The sequence below is a fragment of the Psychrobacter sp. 1Y6 genome, from assembly GCF_052258385.2.
Classification (GTDB): Bacteria; Pseudomonadota; Gammaproteobacteria; order Pseudomonadales; family Moraxellaceae; genus Psychrobacter.
Map to the genome: position 1 here is coordinate 2,307,376 of NZ_JBQQEW020000001.1, position 22,449 is coordinate 2,329,824.

General features: G+C 43.6%; 12 protein-coding genes. 8 read left to right on the forward strand and 4 right to left on the reverse strand.

Going from position 1 to position 22,449, the window contains the following annotated elements; all coding sequences use genetic code 11:
- Positions 1–102 precede the first annotated feature (102 nt).
- Positions 103–1,335 carry a lipocalin family protein gene (locus tag ACTXGF_RS23315; RefSeq protein ID WP_443532491.1) on the reverse strand — a complete coding sequence of 411 codons (1,233 nt, stop codon included), beginning with the start codon at positions 1,333–1,335 and terminating at the stop codon, positions 103–105.
- 449 nt (positions 1,336–1,784) lie between these two features.
- Positions 1,785–2,918 carry an NUDIX domain-containing protein gene (locus tag ACTXGF_RS23320; RefSeq protein WP_443532489.1) on the reverse strand — a complete coding sequence of 378 codons (1,134 nt, stop codon included), beginning with the start codon at positions 2,916–2,918 and terminating at the stop codon, positions 1,785–1,787.
- 299 nt (positions 2,919–3,217) lie between these two features.
- Between ACTXGF_RS23320 and hemP the strand changes: the two genes are divergently transcribed.
- Positions 3,218–3,376 (forward strand): hemin uptake protein HemP, encoded by a 159-nt coding sequence (gene hemP, locus ACTXGF_RS23325; RefSeq protein ID WP_227672156.1) that lies wholly within the window; start codon positions 3,218–3,220, stop codon positions 3,374–3,376.
- A gap of 323 nt (positions 3,377–3,699) precedes the next feature.
- Here hemP and ACTXGF_RS23330 read toward each other — a convergent pair whose 3' ends face one another.
- A complete protein-coding gene (locus ACTXGF_RS23330; RefSeq protein ID WP_443532487.1) occupies positions 3,700–8,694 on the reverse strand; it encodes a translocation/assembly module TamB domain-containing protein in 4,995 nt (1,664 codons plus the stop codon).
- Positions 8,695–8,796: 102 nt separating this feature from the next.
- Entirely contained in the window at positions 8,797–12,324 is a 3,528-nt protein-coding gene (locus ACTXGF_RS23335; RefSeq protein WP_443532486.1) for an autotransporter assembly complex protein TamA, read from the reverse strand.
- A 483-nt stretch (positions 12,325–12,807) separates the two neighbouring features.
- Here ACTXGF_RS23335 and ACTXGF_RS23340 point away from each other — a divergent pair, with 483 nt between their 5' ends.
- From ACTXGF_RS23340 to ACTXGF_RS23370, 7 genes are all read left to right on the forward strand, one after another.
- Positions 12,808–14,130 carry an MFS transporter gene (locus tag ACTXGF_RS23340; RefSeq protein ID WP_443532484.1) on the forward strand — a complete coding sequence of 441 codons (1,323 nt, stop codon included), beginning with the start codon at positions 12,808–12,810 and terminating at the stop codon, positions 14,128–14,130.
- A gap of 236 nt (positions 14,131–14,366) precedes the next feature.
- A complete protein-coding gene (coq7, locus tag ACTXGF_RS23345; RefSeq protein WP_057759163.1) occupies positions 14,367–15,011 on the forward strand; it encodes a 2-polyprenyl-3-methyl-6-methoxy-1,4-benzoquinone monooxygenase in 645 nt (214 codons plus the stop codon).
- 236 nt (positions 15,012–15,247) lie between these two features.
- Complete coding sequence (locus ACTXGF_RS23350) at positions 15,248–16,372, forward strand: tetratricopeptide repeat protein (protein WP_443532482.1); 1,125 nt, start codon at positions 15,248–15,250, stop codon at positions 16,370–16,372.
- 299 nt (positions 16,373–16,671) lie between these two features.
- The gene (locus ACTXGF_RS23355) at positions 16,672–19,149 is read left to right on the forward strand and encodes an esterase/lipase family protein (RefSeq protein WP_443532481.1); all 2,478 of its coding nucleotides are present in this window, start codon (positions 16,672–16,674) and stop codon (positions 19,147–19,149) included.
- Positions 19,150–19,600: 451 nt separating this feature from the next.
- Positions 19,601–21,097 carry a cytochrome ubiquinol oxidase subunit I gene (locus ACTXGF_RS23360; RefSeq protein ID WP_191114920.1) on the forward strand — a complete coding sequence of 499 codons (1,497 nt, stop codon included), beginning with the start codon at positions 19,601–19,603 and terminating at the stop codon, positions 21,095–21,097.
- Entirely contained in the window at positions 21,097–22,113 is a 1,017-nt protein-coding gene (cydB, locus tag ACTXGF_RS23365; RefSeq protein ID WP_057759155.1) for a cytochrome d ubiquinol oxidase subunit II, read from the forward strand. The genes ACTXGF_RS23360 and cydB overlap by 1 nt, the downstream gene beginning before the upstream one ends.
- A gap of 95 nt (positions 22,114–22,208) precedes the next feature.
- Positions 22,209–22,325, forward strand: a complete 117-nt coding sequence (locus tag ACTXGF_RS23370; RefSeq protein ID WP_414558917.1) for a DUF2474 domain-containing protein — start codon at positions 22,209–22,211, stop codon at positions 22,323–22,325.
- Positions 22,326–22,449: the final 124 nt, after the last annotated feature.

The window sequence follows — 22,449 nt, forward strand, 5'->3', positions numbered from 1 at the left end:
TAAAAATAAAGGCAGTCATATATGCTGCCTTATCGAGACGTAATTTAAATGATAATTGCTATAATTCTGAATTAATTAAAGGAGTAATTTCAGTTACATCTATTATGGTGCTAGATTCACTGTTTGGTTGCTCTGTGACGTCAATGTAAACTCTTTTAAGTCATAACCTTGCTGCTGAGCAATTTGACGATATTTAGTATACGTTTCTTGACTGATATTTGGCGAGCGTGCTAGTAGCCATAAGTATTTTTTATCAGGTGTCCCTACTAGCGCAGTTTTATACTTCGCATCACGTGCCAGCACCCAATAGTCAGCACGGCCGACTGGAATCCAACGAATCCACTTTGGTAAGAATGTCACTTTTAGTTTGCTGCCGCTTTCATCGACTGGCTTAGCCAAACCTTCTGCGACGATACCTGAACCGTCCTCGCTCACACATTTATTAGTAACCGTGATTCCTGAGCCGTCATCTTTTTGAGCATAATTGGCGGTCACATCACCAGCACACTTGCGCTGGAAATACATCGGCAAACGACCAATCTCATACCAAGTACCTGCATAAGTGTTCAGATCTACGCTATCTACAGTAGTTGGTGTGCTTGCAGATTTATGAATAATATCGCTCGGCTTAACCGATAGCATATCGGTCGTGGCCTTCTCACTCATCGCATCATCAGACATTCCATTGGTTGCCGTGTTATTAGTTGCCATGTTCACTGGCGGCGTGGCCGCATAGGCTGAGAACGCTGCTAACGGTATAATAATTGCTAAGGCAATGCCTGTATGTTTGATCAGTCCATTCATAAATATGCGCTCCGGTATTTCTTTGTAGGATGAATTATTTGCTGATGCATCGCTCATTTGCTCAGCGTCAATGGCGTGGTCAGAACTACTGTTTAGATTATCTATTTGATCTTCTAACAGTCCTGACATTAATGGCTCATCTTCGTTCAGCTTTTGTGGTTGTTTCTTTGGCGATGATTTATAGCCAGGTGATTTGTAGCCACCGGCCACTTCATAGTTGTCTTCATTGCTATTTTTTAAATCTTTGCTTATCTCATTGTTACTCATAGCTGACTCTTTTGCCCTAAGGCTATTGTCGGCGCTTTTGTATCCAAAATAGCTGTCTTGCGAAGACGTGTCTTTTGCCAGATGGTGCGAATATTCGCCATTCGAGCTGTCGTGATTATAGCTAGCATCGTTACTAGCTTGGTTTGTCTGTTGCGTATCATCGCCATATTCATTGTCGTTAAGCGATTGCTTAGGCTGCTGAAGTTGAGAACCAGCTGCCTGTGAATCAGTCCATGCTGACTCAGGTAACTTATTGGTTTTCATAGGAGTACCATTCTTAAATAGTGATTGTTAAAAACGCTTTATGTACGGCATCTATTTGGTCTCGTTTTCTAAAAGCCATTTGCTTTGGTATAAATTATTCGTGCAAAACTTGACTCTACAAAAGCTTTTTTATTATTGTATTTTGAGCATTACTTTTGGTTAGTCACTCGTCTATAGAAATAAGATCAACGTATCGTAGATATGCAATATATATTAAGGACAACTGGACTATTAAAACAGTAGTGCAATGTAGGAAAACGCAACGGTTTGTAAGTAACTATGGGGTTTGAGTGTTGTTTGAACACATCATAACCACACAGTTACTTGCTGGATAACTAAGTTAAAAATCAGTTATTTGAACTTACTAAGCTTAATACGCACGTCTAATACGGGTCACATTCAGGCATACGACACCATAGATTGCCTATAGCTTTCTTGAGTCATGCGGATTATATAAACTGACGAATACCTGCCACGCTGATACCACCATACTGCAATGCTTGATTGAGCATAGCAGGCTCCAGACCACCTAACCCAACGACAGGCATATCAGCTAACTCTGCTAATGCTGACCATGCTTCCCAGCCAAGCGGTGCGTTATCAGGATGCGTTTGGGTAGCGAGCACAGGCGATACGAAAGTACCAATCACTGGTGGTAATGCATTTTGTATGCGCATGCTAGCAAGTTGATTGGCTGCTGTTATGCTCGCGAGGTCATGGCAGCTGACGATAAGCGGATGGTCTTTAGATAGCGAATGCGTTAGAGCTGTAGGATTGCCATCCTTATCAAAGCACTGCATCAGTGTCGTTTGTGTCAGATGCTCGGCAATTATCCGCTGACCAATCTCTGTCTCATTAGCGGTTAGTGAGCCTTGCCCATTTAAAGGCTGCTCATTATCATTAGGTAAAATCACTAAAATATCTGGACGTGCCGTTATCAGTTGTTCAGCAAGATGCTTAGAATTTGCGTCTTTCAAGCGGATATATACCCACGACTCTGATGCTAGATTTTCTTGATGATACTGTAGCCATGCCTCTGCTACATCAGTGTGTGTGGCAAAATGTGTCAGAGGATAAGTAATCGCTATCTTCGATGGGAGCTTCAACCATTCAAGGATTGTCTTATTAGCAGCAGGCAGATGATACACTCCTGCCAAAAGCTGTAACTTGCTTACCCAAGTTAATGCCTGCCCTTCTAAACCCTGCTCACGGTGTTTATGCTGCTCGTACTGCTCTGCTGTCAGCTCAATCTTATAAACTTGTAAGATGACTTGCTTGTCGCCATAATCATGATGCAAACGCCCAAGCTTAACGACAGTATTATTATCAAGCAGGATACCCGTCTCTTCAGCTACCTCTCTTATCAACGCCTGCGCTGCTGACTCATTTGCTTCTATCTTTCCGCCGACAAACTCGTAACGATTTCCCTGATGCTGAGTAGCATCTCGAAACCCAAGCAAATACTGATCTTTATAATGAATGACAGCCACTGCAACATTTACGATATTTACGATGCTGGGTTTGTTAGTTTTCGTCTTACTTTCTGGCTTCGTCTCTGATTGTTGATTTGACCCGTTCAACATACTTATATCCTTTATTTCGGTGTTTACTCTGATTATTTCTAATTATTTAATAGTTTTTATAGGCTAGATGATTTATTTAGACTTACCACCTAACCTATTAATTTATATAGATAAAACATTCATTCGAGATGGTTTATGATAGCGAACTTAGATAAGTTTGCATAATAACTGCATTTTATTTTATCAATTGGCTTGCAAATTTATCAAATCTAAATGATAATTATTATCGTTAAAAACAATTACGCTATGGTTAGCCAATTTTTTAAGCCACTTCTTCTCAAAAGGAATTTACTATGAGCATGGTCATCTCTCGTTATTTAAACTGTCGTGAAAACCGTCTACCTACTTTGCAATCACAACATCTATTTGCACTGACTAAAGAGGTACGTATCGAGCATGAAGGTGAAGAGTATCGACTACGCCTAACTCGCAACAATCGCTTGATTCTAACCAAGTAACGCCTATTTCAATAGTATCTGTTTCAATACTTCTATAAAAAAACGCCTTCATTATGAGGCGTTTTTTTATAGGCTATCTAACTTAAAAATAATTTCAAAAGCTCTCTCAGTTGACATCAATTAGAAAGCAGTTGTCTTACTAGGGCGTGTCCTCATTTTAAAAATGGTGATAAAAATGAGATAAATTGCAGTCAAACAAGGAAAATAGCGCAGATAATATCGAGATATTAGTCAGCTATTTGACACTGTTTGGCAAGATTTAGCTATTTTTAACCCATTTAGATGACTATCGATTGAATTGAGGACATGCCCTAATAAACAATTTAGAACTGCCAACTATAGACCACATCTACTGCATTTTCAGCTGCTGAGCTTGCTTCTACATAGATACGGCGTGTCAATTGATAACGAACAGAAAGACTATTTTGCGCGTTGAAAACACCCACACCATAGCGAATGTATAAATCAGGGGTCACATAACCTGTGACGTTGACATTGGTATCCTCGCTACTACCTGAGGCATCAACTGTCAAACTTTGCAAACCAAAAGCTTGCCCGATTTGATTGGTCAGGCTACGAGTGCCACTCAGACCAAAACTCAATCCAGCGGCAGCCAGATTATTGGTCACTTGCGATTTAAACCCTTGCTCACTGATTTGCGTCGCGCTCTTATTATCGATGCGGCCTGTCACCAACGCATTCATTGCCTGCTGCTGAGTTAGACCTGCATTGTTAAAGACGATAATATTGGGACTTTCGGTCGTTCCTTTGACACGCAGACCGACTGTTTTGCCATTAATCGTTTTGGCCGCTTCAATACTCAAGCTCGGCTTCATCACATCGCCATTGAAACGAACCTGACCATAATTTAGCTCTAGGCTTTGTCCAAAGGCATTGATATTGGTACGGCGTGAGACCTGTACAACACCTCTGGCACGCATGATACCTGTGCCATTCTGAGTAACATTAATCGCTCCTGCCAATGGAATGACTGCGCCAAAACCACGGAAGTTGATATCATCGCCCAAATCAACACCGATATCAGCATTGATTGACCAAGGTTTTGAGATAGCCAGTACTTCATCGATATTACCAATCAAACGGCGATCTAGTACGACTGCGTCCTCAGTCTGAGTGATGATATCTTCGCTGGCTTCAGGCGGGCGAATGGTCGCAGACGGCACACTGATCGCCCCTTTTATATCGACATAACGATCGCCTGGACGCACGATAATATCGATATCAGGATCAATTTCAGCAACCAGTAATGGCGGTTGAGTGATGACTAGGCCTTCACCGACGATACTCAACTTGGCCTGTAGTTTTTGCTGCCAGTTGACTGTCCCTGACAATTCGCCTTCACCTGTACCACTATTGAATGTGCCATCAATGGTCGCTTGTGTGCCGCGGATTTTGGCTGCCGCATTTACTTTGGATAGATTCACGGGCAAATCAAGCATGGCTATACGGCCGTCAGAGAGTTTTACGTCGCCATAGAACTGTGGTTTGGTTAAGGTACCACCTAGGCCACCGGCCATTGTGACGTTACCTCTTAGGACGCGCATACCAGGGAAGAAAGGCTTAAATATCGCAAGATCAAGCTCGTTCAGTACCAATGCTCCAGAAATTGGTTTAGGGTCTTTATAAGGATCAACGATCACTTCAGCATAGCCACGTGCCCCGCGTCCAGTATTGATATCGGTACGCAGTTTGATACCCTCAGGCACAGACAAAGCAATGAGAGAGACACGCTTGTATGGCAAAGTCATTGATGTGCTCTCGCCATCTTGAACGAGGCCTATCTTGCCATTGTCTGAGTATAGCGTGGTATTAATGGTTGGCGGACGACCACGTTGCCATCCGACGACTGCTTTACCATTAATCTTGCCATTCCAGTCAATATCTTCTGGTAAAAACACTGAGAATAACGACGTATCTAAATTCTGCAACGCTACATTGACCTCACCTTGGTCCGGCGATGCCACTAGTTTTTCTCGTAGACAAAGCTTGCCGGTTTGATCCGTGGCCTGCCAGCAGTGAGCGGCAAGCTGTACTTTTAGATCACGACTCTCACCACCTTGATTGTAAGGTAAATTCACAATCAGTTGTGCAGGTTGCAACTGATTCAAAGTCGCATATTTAGATTTGATGCGGCCTTTTCCAATGACACCTGACCAGCTTAGCCTATCTCGATCAAAACCACCTTTTAGCCTAGCGCCGACATCGAGTTGCTTATTGGCCACATTGAGATCGACCACATGAGATTTTTCTGTCCCATTAAAAGACGCTTTAACACTATCGAAACTTTGACCAGCAGCATCTAGGCCTTCAGCCGTCACGATTAACTGGCTTGGGCTATTGGCTAAGTTGACCAGCTTGCCGCGTACACGGCCTTGACGCAATATAAAGCCAGGTAGCGCGAGTCTCTCACCGACCAAATCAATATAAATAGTAGGCAGTGCTTGACCAGCCGGTTGAGACAGCGTGGCACCGCCCGTGACTTTACCAGCCAGTTGGCTAGACAGCTGATCTAGACTGGTGATGTTAATTTTGGTTTGTAGCTGCTTAGCATTGCCGTTAGCCGTGACATAATTATCACCCCAACGTAGCACCAGATTATTAGCATTTAAGCTATCAATCAAAGCATTCACTTGCTTATATTGTGCTTGGGCATCTTGGGTCTGAAGTTGTTTGAAGTAACTTGCTAAATCTTTAGGCAAACGCATTTTCGCTGATAGGCTGCCTTTGGCACTCAGTTGCTGCCCTTTTAGCATGCCATTTAGATTAACTTGTTTAATATTGACAATCTGCTGCGTGTCACTCCAGCGGCCATCTGTATCAATCGTACCAGTGATAAGGCTTGGGGTATTTTTTAGGAAATAACCAATATTAAAACGATCCATCACCGCGTTGATATCCCATGCAACGCCTTGACGCACATCAACGGTTCCGCTGGCATCGATACTACCTGCCGCACCCACATGACGGAAACGGTTGATACGTATCAGCTGACTGTCACCACTGGCTTCTATATTCAGCTTACCTGCTGGCAATTGCTCAGCATCCAATATGCCGTTGAAATTTACGGCAAAGCGCTGCAATGTCCCTGCAGTATTTTTGCTGTTCTTTGGTGCATTTTGCCATTCGCCACTGGTTTTTAGATCGCCTGTGATTATCGCTGGATTATTAGGTAAGAAATAACCCAAATTGAACTGGTCAAAACGACCATCTATATTCCAGCCGATATTTTTACGTAAGTCGATGACCCCTTTAGCATCAACTGCGCCCGCCTCACCCTTATAATTCAGCTTACGAATACTAATCAGCTTTGGCGTACCCGCAGCATCGATAGATAAACGTCCCTGCGGTACATCTGCCGTATCAATCCGACCATCAAAACGCGCATCGAATACTGACAGCTCACCACCTACGATATCGACACTGGCATCACCAGCACCTGTGATACCGATAGCACGATCTGCTTGCGTCGCATCGAGCTGCGCTTGCATATCGGTATTGTTTAAAGTAATCACGTGACGTTGACCGCTGACGCCGTTTTTGGTGATATTTAGCAGTCGACCACGCGCACTTATACTACCTGTTAGGCGCTCAAGCGGTAAATCGCTACGATATTTCTTAGGGAGTAGACCTTTGGTACTGGCGTCAATCTGCCATGTCAGTGGACGCTGTTTGCTCGCTAACTGAATCTGTCCTGTGCCGGATAAGTCTCCTACTATGCCGTTATAATTAAGACGATTGATATCAATGACATCACCAGCCTTACGTATACGTAGATCATAGTTGCCCTTGGGGGCAGCATTTAGTTCATTGATAACGGCATTGGCATCGACTGATAGGGTCGAACCACGAACGATGACGTCCGCCTGCCCACTAGGACTGTCGATATTGCCAATATTGGGTACGTTACGGCGGGTTAGGTTTTTCCAGTTAGCATCAATATACCAAGGCGCGACTTGCTTGGACTTGGCAGAGGTTTTACCACGGACCATATTGGCATTGATGTGCTCACCATCGCGCTGACGCAAATCTGCATCGATCTGCGTATTACCAGTAGGATTCTGCTGCTGATAACGCAATGACAGTCTACCGTTTAGGGTTTGCGGGGCGTAAGCTTTGAAGTCAGTATACTCAGCCGGAATAGCTTGGCGAATATCAAAGTTACTACCCGTCGCACGCACTGTGGCCTCAAAACTGTCTTTCCAATCTAAAATACCTTGTAACGCCAAACGTCCCGCTGGCACGTCAGCATCTAGGCGATCTATACGTAGCTGACTGTTGGCGATAACGGCGCGGCCTTGGTAATGACCTGATGGAATGTCTTTGGCCGTCAATTCAGTATTGATACGCAGCCGTATCTCAGAAATGACACCAGAAGCTGTGGCTGTACCGCTTTGTAGGCGAATGTTTTGGCTGTCAGCGTAAGGGATAAGAATATCATCCCACTGTAGTTTTGCATCAAACGGCGCACCCGCATCCAACCCCTGTACTACAAAGTCGCCTTTCACATCGCTATCGTTATAACGACTGCGCACCTTACCAACAGTACGTTTGAGCGTTCCCGTTGCAGAGATATTCAATGGGTCGATATAGGCTTTTTCAAGGGCGCTGACTTCCGCAATCGCACTCAAATCTAGTGGATAGTCGCCCTGTAGGTCGATCTCTCCTTGTAAGGCACTGACTTTCACGATATCAGCATACTGCAAATCACCACGGCCAACAGTCACCGTGCTACCTACCCACGTCAGGTCACGCGCCGTAATATCTTGAATAACGATAGGATCTTTGGTTACTTGCTTATAAGTAATTTTCTTAATTTTTGCTTGATCAAAACGCAAGTTTACTGGCAACTTTAAAGTTTTATAATCAAATGGTTCACCAGTAGGCGGTTTCTTATTGATAATCTCTATGGTCTGGATATCTGCATCACTTAAATGCACTTCTTTGGCAAATACTGCACGCCAGCCTATTTTTACATAGGCCTTATCTACTAATATCTCAAGATCTTCAGTCGCTTCAATATCGATATCGGTGACCCAAATACCATCGCGCAAGTTACCGCGTCCGTATTTGAAATCAATACCTGTTTCAACACTGATTTTTTCTAATATAAACTTCGTACCAGCGTCCGTACCAGCCGCATAAAAGAATATGGCAAACATGATGGCTAGTACGATAAGCACCAATACCAGCAGTTTAAGCAGAAATGACAACGGATACCAACGCCTAACGGCACGGGCATCACGCTGTGCTGGATCTTCATCTGGAGCATTATTAGGCGGGGTATTTTCTGTCAGCATGACACTCAACTACGTTAAAAAATGAAGACCAGCAATCGGTACGATAAGTGATAATTAGAACATTTGGAACTACTAAAAATTTAGAGCTACTGCATTAAGCGTTTATAACGGTGACCCAATAAAGAAGTGCAGTCGTACTGGAATACTTTCCTCGGTCACGCCAGCAGCCACATCGACACGCACCATTCCTACAGGTGATGCCCAGCGTATACCGACACCAACGCCGACTTTTGTCTCAGTATCAAAATCTTTGTCGTAGGCATTACCGACATCTGTGAAGAATGCGCCACGGAAACCTGGTTTAAATTCATAGTTATACTCAGCACTACCGACCGCTAGCACCTGCCCGCCCGTTAGATAGCCTTTGTCTAATGGTGACAAGCTCTCATAGTCATAACCGCGGATACTCTGATCGCCACCTGCAAAGAAACGCAACTTATAAGGCACATCGTAAAAATCATCTGCCCAGATATAACCTGCATTGGCACTACCTAATACTTGATGCTTTTTGTCTTCGCCGAAGCTATAGATACCACTAACGCCTGCACGAATAATCGCCATATCGGTATCACTGAATGCGCTATCAGTGCCAGCCTCGATTGAGTAGTACTGGCGCATGCCTTGTGTTGGGTTGGTCGCATTATCAGTATCTGTTTTATTCATACCATAACCAAATAGCAGCGCGCGCTGTTTCGGACTTGAAGAGGTAAAGCGGATAGGCAGATCATCTAGCGCTGCTCCATCAACCCCCGTTTCAAGCTCATCCAAGCGGTAACGCACAGAGTAGCTGCGATTCCACCCAGTATCACTACGGATATTACGTGCCAAAGCCGCTTTTAGCGTTGTGGTCGACAGATCAAAGTTACCTTCCCCTTGGTCAATCACTTCCTCTTCATAAGTAAGACGCCCATCTAACTTATCATTGAGCGGATGATTCCATGGTCGACTGGCGTATACAGCCACGTTTTTGCTGATTCTCGATACTTCTGTTTCTGCACCCGCTTGATAGCCTTGGCGATTAAGCAAGTTATAGTCTATTTTTGCGGTGGCGCGAACGCCAGTATCTGTTCCATAACCCAGACCAACTTGAGCATCACGTGGTTTATCCGCGTATACAAACACATATAAAGGTACTTTTTTGCTTTCTGCAACGTCTTGCGGCGTTTTACGTCCTGCTAGCGTTGGTGGTACAAAGTTTTCATCAGCAATCAGACTCTTTTCGTCGGGGAATATCTTTTGTGCAACATTGCTAATTGAATCACTAATTTTGCCCAATAAATTATCAGCTTCCTGATCTTTTTCATCGAGCACGCGATCATTTGGCAAGCGGCTTAGTCGTTCTGCTTTTTGTCTGATGGCTTGCAGCTTATCAAGGGTTGCTTCATCAGCTTCAAAATCAATAGCAGCGATATCCGCTTCATTGACCATCTCGCCGCTGTTAGCACTCAGAGCATCATCGCTCTCTGCACCTATATCGCTATTATCATTGACCGTATCTTCTTTGCTAGCAGTCACATTTACGGCAGCTGCGCCATCATTGCTACTCAGATCTGCAATGCCATCATTGTCTACATTGTTAATATCGTCATCTAATGTGTCGTTACCCTCGGTAGCAGCATTGTCAAACGCTAAGGTACCAGCTTCACTACTATCAGTTGGTGGTAGTATCAACTCGACGTTGACCGTATTAAAGTAACGAGTTGCCGATAAGTCATTACTAAACTTCGTAACTGCTGGACGATAAAACGGCTCACCCGGCGTAAAGCCATAGAGCTGTTGTAATAATGAAAGCTCTACTGGTAGCTTGTCAGGATCTTGGGTCAGCGTATTGGTTTCTTTGTCGTAGGTAAAAAACACCACATCGTCAAACTCGTAACGATCACCCGTGTTATAAACCAACGAGACATCTGCTTTATTGTCCGGCAAAATGATATCAACGGATTTGTTCAGCCAATACTGGTCAAAGTAGCCGTAGGTATTGCTCAAGGCCTCTAAAGCCGCTTTACTGCTCTTATAGACACGATGATTAAAAATATCACCTTCTTGCGGTGGCAAGTCTGCCTCAAGCGATGCAAACTCTTCTTGCTCACTGCCCTCACCGCGAATCTCAATAATACGGCTATCTACCAGTACCGGCTCGCCTAGCTCTTCAATCACAACATTAACTGTATCGCGATCAGGTTGGGTCAAACGCATCTCAACCTCATAGTAACCAACGGCTTTAGCAGCATTCTGTGCTGTTTCGCGCAAACGTGGCAATGCCGCAGTAAAGTCAATAACCGACTGAACTGAAGTATCATCCAGTGCCGCTTTGATGTTTTTCATTGGCTGAATGTCATTATCAGCTTCAACTAGCTGAGCCTTACCATTAGGAGAGTCTTCAGCAGATACTTGCTCTAGATAAATAGCGGTTTCTACATTTGGCAAAGCAACCACGCCACCGTCGTTAAAAAAGCGATTGTACAGACGCGTCACGATATTACCTCTATTACGCGCGCGTGGCCGTGGTCTATTGGCTTGTTCGATGCTTTGATCAACGGCCTGAGTATCATTCTGATAATCTGGTAGATAGTCATTAGGATTGATAATATCTGTCGTCGTACCTTCTACATTGGCAGGCACATTCGTACCAGCTATCAGCTCATCACTACTATCATCAGTCGTCAGGCCACTTTCATTCTTAACAAAAGCTTCATTCCTAGCGACATCTTCATTGCTCAAAGCACCACTTACCTCAATCGGACGTGACATCCCTTCAGCTGTGCTCGCCTGCTCTTGCGTTGCTTCACTTCTACCCAACGTCTCAAGGTTGCTAGGCGCTGGCAAGTTTGTTGCATCTAGCTCTGTATCTAGACCAATTGGCGATGTTGTGTCATCTAACGTAGCGATTGGCGCATCAAAGTCACTGTCATTATTGCTAATATTGATACTATCGATGTCTTGAGCGTTCTGCGCATCCATTGCCGCTAGCTCACGATCGATCTGCTCAGGCGTCATCATTTGATAGCCTTGCTGCTGTATCTCGGTTGCTTGTTGCAACAGGTCATCATTAGAAGCGATTGATTGAGCGTTATTTGGATTATATGAAGTACTTGGACTATCAGGAAAACTCTCTAGATCTTGAGAGTTGTTTTGAGAAGTTGCGTTTTTAAATCCTGACTTTGTCGAGTTAGGTTTCTTAATGCCCAAGCTCTGTTCGCTATAGTCGTCCAATACTGACTGATCAATGATGCCTTGTTCTACTGCTTTTTTTAGACGTAGCGCATCTAGAGCCATATCTAGCTGAGTATCGTCATCGAACAATGTAGCTGATTGCTTGATAGATGCTTGATCATTCGCACTTTGACTATTGTTAGTCTGGTTACTAAGCGTTTGATTACCGTCAGTTTGCTCAGCAGCAGATGAGTTGGTGATAGCGGTATTGTTTACATTATTAATGGTATCTGCTATTGCCGCAGGTGCTATACCGAACAAACTGGTCGCAAGCGCAGTGCACAATGCCGAGCGTCTGAAATTTTTACGCGGCGTTGCTGGATATGTACTTGGATTATTACTATCGTTTTGGATTATGGCTGTGTCACGCTGCATCATGAGACCCTTGCATGCTCGAGTTGAAGGCTGCTTTATCATCTTTACGTCCTATCAGCTCACGCGGCACAATCTTATCAACGATAACGATCGTCAAGTCTGACCGGTGAATAAACTTATAGCAGTTATCTGGAATTAATGGTTTACTACTTTAATCTTATGACTGGTTATCTATAGTGTCGGCTTTAGCACTATGTGTCTACTACCTTATAGGTCTACTAGCTTAGAGAAGGCTACTAGCTTATAGATAGCATTAATGGGTAGTAGCCTTTGTTTTCACTACTATTTATACCCTAAAATGCAATCACATAAAATTTATAAATCATAACTTAGTTAAATATCGAATCATAGCATTGACTGCATGTATTTTCACCGAAGCCTTGCTATTATACGGCTTAATATTGATAAAACCTATGCTATATCTTGATATAGTTTTTAATAAAATTTACGATTATTCTCATAAAAAAATTGTCGTTCAGCGCCGCTATTTTCTCTATCAGTCGCGATTTATCTGTAGGAATGTCCATGTCCAACCAGTTTCAGTTATTCAAGCGCCGTCGTTTTAGCGCTATGTTTTTCACCCAGTTTTTGGGCGCATTCAATGACAATATTTTTAAGCAGGCGCTCATACTGGTGCTGACTTATACTGCCGCCAGTAAATTGGGTGTAGAGGTCAGCATCCTTAATAACTTGGCCGCCATGTTATTCATCCTACCCTACTTTTTGTTTTCTGCTTTGGCAGGACAGATTGCTGATAAGTATGAAAAATCAAAGCTCACGCAGTTTATCAAACTGCTTGAGCTGGTCATCATGGCTGTTGCCGCGGTAGGCTTTGTCTTTGAATGGTATGCACTGCTGTTTGTCGCATTGTTTTTGATGGGTACGCATTCGACTTTCTTTGGACCGATCAAATACGCTTATCTGCCACAAGCGATGAAAGAAGATGAGTTGGTCGGCGCTAACGGTCTTTTTCAGATGGGTACTTCGCTGGCTATTTTGGTCGGGATGATTGTCGCTGGTATTTTAACTCAGCTATCACAATCATTGTATTGGATTAGTGCCACGGTGTTGGTTATCGCTGTTTTGGGATATTTAGCTGCACGCTATATTCCTAATATGCCAGCGATGCAGCCTGACCTGAAGATTAACTGGAATATTATTACGACCAGCTTAGCCACGGTTCGTTACTTATACTCTCTGCCTTTTTTGTTCTTTATCATTCTTGGCAACAGCTGGTTTTGGTTTTATGGGGCGACGTTTTTGACCCAAGTTCCAGAGTTCAGCAAGGTGATTTTGCTTGGTGATGAGTCAGTCGTTATTTTCTTACTCACATTGTTTTCTGTTGGTGTGTCGATCGGTTCAGTGCTGTGCAAAACATTGACCAAAAATAAAGTCAGCTTGCGTCTATTGCCTTTTGGTATTGCTGGATTAAGTATCTTTGCTATTGATTTGTATTTTTCACTTTCAGGTTTAGATATAAATGTGAATAATGACACATTACTTGGCATTGGTGATTTGTTTAATATAAGTGGTAGCTGGCGTGTCTTCGCGGATTTATTCTTCTTAGGGTTCAGCGGTGGTTTGTATATCGTACCGCTATATGCTTCTATGCAAGCCTACGCACCTAAGAGTCATCGAGCACGCATCGTCGGCGCAAATAACATTTTTAACGCGATATTTATGGTTACCTCAGCGATTTTTGCGATTGTTATCTTAAATGTTTTAGGGTTTACGCTACCACAGCTATTTTTGGTGACAGGGCTATTGAATATAGTGTTTGGTGCATTTTTATACATCAAATTCAATAAACATATTAAGCATGCCGTTATCCAAACCAACGATGGTTAGCGCCGTAAATAAGTTCAGTTCCATAGATACAGTCTAATGTTGTGCTGATGACTTCGTTGCTTTTATTGCTATAGCAACCTACGAACTATTTATAGGTTATTTATGAGCTATCTAGACAGTAATATTTGAGCCGATAATTTGGATTGTTTGTTATAGTAATACGCATTATGCCGTTGCATTTAGACGGTAATACATTTTATTTTATTGACAGTTTTTAACACCATCAGGAGTGAGTTATGACCCTGCGTCCTTTATCTAAAATTGACCAGTTGTTACTTGGGGTCGATAAGGCATTACGAGCTGTCGTGCCACATTCCAATCCAAGCACGCGTCCGTTGCCCGTCAGTAGCGATGAGATTCCTGAGTTGACCATCACAGAGGCGCGGCACGTCTCAGGTCTTATGCGTATCAATCATACAGGTGAAGTATGTGCGCAGGGTCTATACCATGGCCAAGCGTTTGCCGCGAAAGATAGTGGGGTCAAACAAGCCATGCAACAATCGGCCGAAGAAGAAGTCGATCATTTGGTCTGGTGCGAGACTCGTCTAAGCGAACTTGGTAGCCATGCTAGCGTATTTACGCCGCTTTGGTACGGTATGTCTTTTGGACTCGGTGCAGTCGCAGGCGCGATCTCAAATGAGTTTAGTCTAGGGTTTGTAGCGGAGACAGAAGCGCAGGTCAGCGAGCATCTACAAGATCATATCAAGCAGTTACCTGAGCATGATCAGCGCTCAAAAGAAATACTGGCACAAATGGATAAAGAGGAGCTGCACCATCGTGAGCTTGCACTTGCAAGTGGCGGCGCTGCCCTGTCTCCAGCAGTACGTCGGACCATGCGATGGATGGCAAATCGTATGAAAGATACCGCTTATCACTTATAGCTTATGGTTACAGGTACTGTGGTTAGCTGCTGCTATTGACTTTGTTACTCATCAACGTCTGCACAGATTTACGTAGGTTTGCTTAATTCTAGCGATTAACAATCCTACCACAGATAGCGTAAAGCTTAATTTGCTACGGTATTAAAAATTTGTACGATTTTGCAGCAATGCGCTATTTATATTACCGTCCAATCAATGAATAACAACCAAATAAATTAAACAAGGTAACGATTTTTATGAAAGCGATCCTCTCTAGTAGCCACCCTATTAAGTCACCAAAGTTTGCGACATTGACCCTTATGGCTGCAACCTGTGCCATGCTGTTATCTGCACCTGTGAACGCTGCAGAAACTGATGCCGCTGCAACAGCTGTACCTAGTGCGATGGACTCAAGCAAACGTGTGATTCGTCTTGCTCGTCCTAATGCAGCTATCAGCCCTGCTCAAACTAATGCCGCGCAAACAAGCTTGCCAGCAACACCTGCGAGCAACAATCAGTCGACCAATGCGCAAACCACTAACATGCAACTAAGCGGTACTCTGCAAAATAATACAGCTGGCAGTACTGCTCAGTCTCAAGCACCGCAAATGATGACGCCTGCTGCTGCACCTGTCATGAAAGGCACCACTCGCGTTTATGAACCTGGTCCAATGACAGCTACCGGTATCGACCTGCGTAGCGGACAACTTCCGAATATTCCTACACCGCAAGTACAACTATCAGACATGAGTTTTGTGAAAACCGTGCTAATTCCACAACAAAAAGGGCTAGGTACTGATAAACTTGATGTCAGTTTATTAGATGATTTCATCGCTGACGTATCCCCTAACGCGCGTCACTATCCACCAAACTTTCCTAACCGCTCACAGCGCCATTACACACGTGAAAAAATCAAAGTATTGGCTGATTGGATCGAACCATATGCCAAGTCGCCAGATGCGTCTTTTGATGTATTGCTTCGTGCCGCTAAGCTAAACGGCATGGGTCGTAACCTAGATTTGGGTTCAGACTACACGGTACGTGGTGGTCAGTATGTCGATCGCGCTATCAAGCTGCAACCTGATAGTGGTGAGGCTAACTTCCTATACGGTATGATGCTATCAGAAGGTGGCGGCTTCAAAGAAGGTCAAAAGTATCTAGACCGCGCTGTCGCTTTAGGGTACACCGAAGCAGAACAAAGCTTGGCACAGTCAGATCTACTTAGTGACCGCCGCGCTAATGCGCTAGAACGCTTACGTCGTCTTGAAGGGCAATACCCTAACAATACTGTTATTCCCCAACAAATCAAACTCGTTGAAGAAGGCAAATTCTACATTTGGGATATCCCTGCCCCTGATATTAGCGTAAAACCAGGTGCCTAGAAATGCTGTACTTGTTGAGATTAGCTATTGAGGGTTTGATTCATAAGATATTTGTTTAATAAGACCTTCACTAGGTCAAATATCTAATAAACAATCTAAGCTTCACATACCAAGCGCTTTTGTTTTATCTCTATAAGACAAAAGCGCTTTTTTTCGACTAGTAGAAACTCATTCGTTTTAAAACATGCTTTTGTAGAACTGCAAATGAATAGTCTAACGCCAAAAGTTACGCTACACTCATTATCAATTGCTACTTTCATTATTCATACTATCATAACCACCGTTTATTGGACTGACTTATGACTTTCGCTGGCTTTAGCAAACAGACAGTAATACATACTAATAAAAAAACCCTGCCCATTGCGTCACTTATGCTTTTGGCGGCAGCAGTATTGCTACCAGCGTGTAGTACGGTGACGGTAGATAAACAAGCCTCGGCCAAGACCATCTCAGCGCAGCGCGGCAATATCGTCACTGACAATGCGCTAAGCAGCGACACAGCATCTGCTTTATTATCAGCAGGACTGAATGAGCAAGCCTGTATGCAGCAATTTAACTTATGCTTGACTCAGCTCTCTGACAGTATGCTTAACAGACACTATCGCCCTGCTTTGGCTATTTTTGCAGAACTGCACTATGCAAAAGCGCGTCAACTATCTGACTCAAAAAACTGTCGCAATGCGCTTGCACGCCCGCCACTTGATCCGTATTACGCCAATGCGCCTTTAAGTGATGATGACGCCAAAACGCAGCAAAAAGAAACCGACCTGTGTTTAACCGATTATCAAGCAAGGTTGTTTGATGCCGTCAAATACAGCTACACCTATCTATTTTATGACAGTTTAACCCATGACTTTGAAGGTGCAGAGCAAAATAGCAATAGCCATCGTGCGCAAAACCGTATTCCAAATGACAATGATATCCAAACCCAAGATATTTATAACGCTGCTAGCAATGACGTTATTACTCAAATTTATCAATCGACTGAAAACGCCAATAAATTGATGGGTGATACGACAGTAGAGTATTTGCCAATAACCTCTACCAAGCGTGACAACACGGATGAAGCAGCGATTGCCAATCGACCACCGCTAAAGGGCAAAGCAACAGACCAAGTCAAAGTCATGAAAGTGACCGTAAATGACTACAATCTTGATATTTATTTGCCCAACGAAAACAACTATCTGCAAAACGCTCATAAACAAACTTCCGCTTTGGCAGACTTATCATCCACTTATGAGCTACGGCTCTCCGGTCTCAATTCCGTGAGCAAACGCCCTGGTTTGGGCATCAGTTTGGTGGCGTCATTGGATGATCGCTATACCACCACAATCCGTCAATTGCTAGTCGCCTCCTTATCTGGTCGTCTAACAAATGAAGATACAAACACGGACGACAGCGAGCCAAGCTCTCGTATTTATCCCACGGGACATCTGCTATTGACTGGTCTGATTAAGCCAGATGGCAATAGCGTATTAGATGCGCTGAGCAGTCGTAAGCTTGATATTCATTTATATAACCCGTACCAAACCGAATCCGTTAATATTCTCAATGATGACTACCCACTGGCAGCCAACTTTTCCGCGGGATATGGCTTATGGCTATCAGAAAACCAGTTAGATGGTGTGGGTTATTTAAACTTGATTACGCGCCAGCCAGATGCTCAGCTGCCCAAACTATTCATGCTCGAGCCTTATGATCCTGATAAGCGCGTGTTGATTATGTTGCACGGGCTAGCTTCTAGTCCGGCCACATGGGTCAATCTGACCAACGATATTCTTAATGATGACAAGCTGCGTGATAATTACCAAGTTTGGCAAATATTCTATCCAACCAATCTGCCTATTTTGGAAAATCGTTATCAGATTCAGCAGTTAATCAACAGTACCTACCAGCAGACTGATCCCAATGGACAAAATCGTGCCAGTCAAAACAGTGTAATTATCAGCCATAGTATGGGTGCTATTATCGCTCGTATGATGCTATCTGATGAAAACTTAGTCGATGATTTAGATAAGCTTAATGACAAAGATATCCTCTCTAGCAATGAAAAACAGCAAATCCGTAATGCGCTCAAAACTTCTTTTGGCGAAGATGAATTAAAGGAACGATTTGAGCTACAGGCGTTGCCGCAAGTAGACACCGCTGTTTTTCTATCTGCACCTTTCCGTGGTACAGATTATGCAGATCGATGGTTCACCCGTGCGCTACGCCGCATCGTTTACTTACCCGTAGGTCTGGTCAAGACATTCACGGATAACTTAGCGACCATTGCCACTCAAGGCGATTTGGCGCAAAACCCACTAGGTGCGTTATATTTGCAGAACGGTGCCAGCCAGTTAAGTGACAAGTCCTCTTTTATAGAGTTAACCAAAGACATCACTATGAATGAGCGTATCACTTACCATTCAATCATTGCCAATAACGATGCCGATATCACTAAAGGACTGGCACAAACGCAACCAAACGGTGCCAAAATTGACTTGTCACAAGCGGTAGAAGATAACTCTGGAAATGAAACAGCGAGCGTTGATGTCAGCGACAATACTGAGACATCACAGCTACCACCCGAGCCGCTTGTTGCCGCTGTGACAGTCAATGATGATATCAGTCAAGCACTGACCGAGCGTTTATCAGATGGTATCGTTCCTTATAACAGTGCCCATCTCGATGGTGCTGCGTCTGAGACAATTATCAATGGCGGTCATAGTATTCAGACCAATCCGCAGACCATTTTGACGTTGCGAAGAATTTTGCATAAGCAGCTACAAGAATGATGTAGATTTTTGTTATTTCACAAGGTTTTTGACGTATAAATCGTAACCTTCAAATATCGGTTATAGGTTTTAAATAAGCAGTATGTTCACGCATACTGCTTTGTTTTTAATAATATTAATTTTATTTTTCAATGTTTGAATTATGTTATTTTGGTGACTCTTAGGTCTGCAACAGCCAGACTGGGTTGCTTGCGTGTATATCTAGGTGAGCGCATAATATATCTATAGCACATGACAGTAATATGTAAATTTATAAGGACATAAATTATTCAATTCAGCTAAACAGTGAGTCGCAAACTTAGCCACAATTTATGTCTAATGGAGCTAAGTCCACGTCACTGAGCTATTGCCCGTAATGCTTGCCACTTTGATCAATGGATAGTTACGGACAGTTACTTGAGCGTTGTATGGAAGTCAGCGCTATTCAGCTAACAGATGAGAGTAACCGTTTATGTTCGCTACATTTATGATTGACCAGCTCGATGCGCTGCTGCTTGCGCGTATCCAATTCGCTTTTGTTATCTCGTTCCATATCGTCTTTCCTGCCTTTTCTATCGGACTTGCCAGCTGGCTTGCGGTGCTTGAATTCCGCTGGTTAAGAACTGGTGAACCTATCTATGCTGAAGTCTACAAGCATTGGGTCAAAATATTTGCTGTCGTCTTTGGTTTAGGTGTGGTATCAGGCGTGGTAATGTCCTACCAGTTCGGTACCAACTGGGCCGTATTCTCTGATAAGGCCGGTAACGTTTTAGGCCCATTACTCGCTTACGAAGTATTGACAGCGTTCTTCTTAGAAGCATCTTTCTTGGGTATTATGCTATTTGGTTGGGGTCGCGTGAGTAAACGCATGCATTTTGCTTCAACCGCCATCGTTGCTATTGGTACCTTGATTTCGGGTTTTTGGATATTAGCCGCCAACAGCTTTATGCAGACTCCTCAAGGTTTTATGATGGGTGCAGATGGCCTGCTCTATCCTACCGACTGGCTTGAAATTATTTTCAACCCCTCGTTCCCTTACCGTTATGCTCATATGATGACTGCAGCCTTTCTGACCACTGCCTTTGTCATCGGTGGTATCGGCGCATATTATATTCAATCTAAAAAGCATGTCGAGCACCGCGCACATGGTCGTGTAATGCTAGGTATGGCGATGATTATGGCCATCTTTGTTGCGCCGGCGCAGGTATTGATTGGTGATGAGCATGGTCTAAATACCCTTGAGCACCAACCTGCTAAAGTGGCTGCGATGGAAGGACTCTGGGAGGATGAACGCGGTGCCGCACTACGTCTCTTTGCGATTCCTGACCAAGAAAATCAGACCAATAAGTACGAAGTAAAAATTCCTTATGTGACTGGTTTAATCTTAACCCACTCGTTAGATGGTGAAGTTAAAGGGCTCAAAAACTGGGCACCTGAAGATCAACCACCCGTCATTATCGTGTTTTGGGCATTTCGTATCATGGTCGGTATTGGCATGCTTATGGTACTGGTCGGCCTATTCAGTCTCTACAAATACTTCAAAAAACAGCAGTTCAATACTGACAGCGTGTGGTTCCACCGTGCTTGGATGATGATGACTCCGCTTGGTTTTATCGCCTTATTATCAGGTTGGTTCGTAACCGAGACAGGACGTCAGCCTTGGACGGTTTACGGTGTGATTCGTACTGCTGAAAGTATGTCTCCTCTTGCAGCACAGCAAGTAGCCACTACGTTGATTGGCTTTATCGTGCTGTACATATTTGTCTTTGGTGCAGGCAGTTTTTATATCTTGCGCTTGATTGCTCAAGGGCCGAAACCTTATACAGATCCTGCAGAAGATAACTTCTACGAGCACTCAGTGACCGAGAGTCAAGGCCGCGCGTTAAGTGGTGATAGTAATCCTGCCAAAGGTACTGAAGAAGGCTTAGATGAGCCTGCAAATGATGTCGATGATGGAGGATTACGCTAATGTTTAACTTCGGTGATGTGTTAGATTTACCTCTTATTTGGGGCGGTTTGATTGCTTTGTCTGTCTTTGTCTATGTACTGCTTGATGGCTTTGATTTAGGCTGCGGTATCTTGTTCCCCTTTGCAGGATCAGATAAAAACCGTAGCCGCATGATGAACTCTATCGCGCCATTTTGGGACGGTAATGAGACGTGGCTAGTGCTAGGTGGTGGTGGTCTATTCGCAGCATTCCCTGTTGCGTATGGCATCATCATGACAGGTCTTTACCTACCAGTAACTGCCATGTTATTCGGTCTTATCATGCGCGGCGTGGCGTTTGAGTTTCGCTTCAAATCCTCTTCGCGCCGGCATGTATGGGATACCTTCTTCTTTGTCGGCTCAGTCGTTGCGACTTTCTCTCAAGGCATTATGCTTGGGGCGTTAGTGCAAGGGTTAGAAGCCAGTAACCGTCTATATACTGGTGGCCCATTTGATTGGCTCACACCTTTCTCGATTGTGTGTGGATTTGCCATGATTATCGGCTATGCCTTACTTGGCTCTACGTGGCTTATTATAAAAACAGAACATACGTTGCAAGTGTGGGCGCGCCAAGTTTCTAGATGGATGCTTACTGCGTTACTAGTAGCGATGGTTGTGGTCACAGCGTTTATGTACTTCTCAGACATCGATGCGTTAGAGGGATGGTTTAGTTTCCCAGATTTGTTATACCTTGCTCCTATGCCTATCATTGTCATGCTCTTATTCTTTATCATGCGTAAAGACTTAAAAACAGAGCGTGAGTATCGTCCATTTTTGTTAACGGTTGCTCTATTTTTAATGGGTTATATCGGGGTTTGTTTTGCCCTATTCCCTTATATCGTACCGTATCAAATGACGATTTATGAGGCTGCTGCTGCCGATACCTCATTATCATTCATGCTAATTGGCGCCTGTATCATGTTACCGATTATCTTGAGCTACACAGCATTTGCTTACTATACCTTCAAAGGTAAATCTGATCACAATCCGATGTACTAGTCGCTAATCGTGGCGGGTAACGGATCGGCTAAAAAGGATGGCTATCGTCGTTTATAGATGGTAGTCACACTTCATACGCTAATCAGGAGATCTCTATGAAAAAGTTCAGTAAAAAACAAACGCAATGGGCATGGTTTGTAGGTCTATATTTAGCAGGGTTTTTAGTGGTGTTTACCATTGCTCAGCTAATTAAACTGGCCATGGGTGTTTAGCATAATTGCCTAATCATACGATTGAGTGCCAGTTAGTTAGCTAATGAATAGCTTGCTAGATGCTAAATCTGCATTTCTGTCTTGCCAATATACCTTTTAGACATGTCATAAAAAATATTTCTAT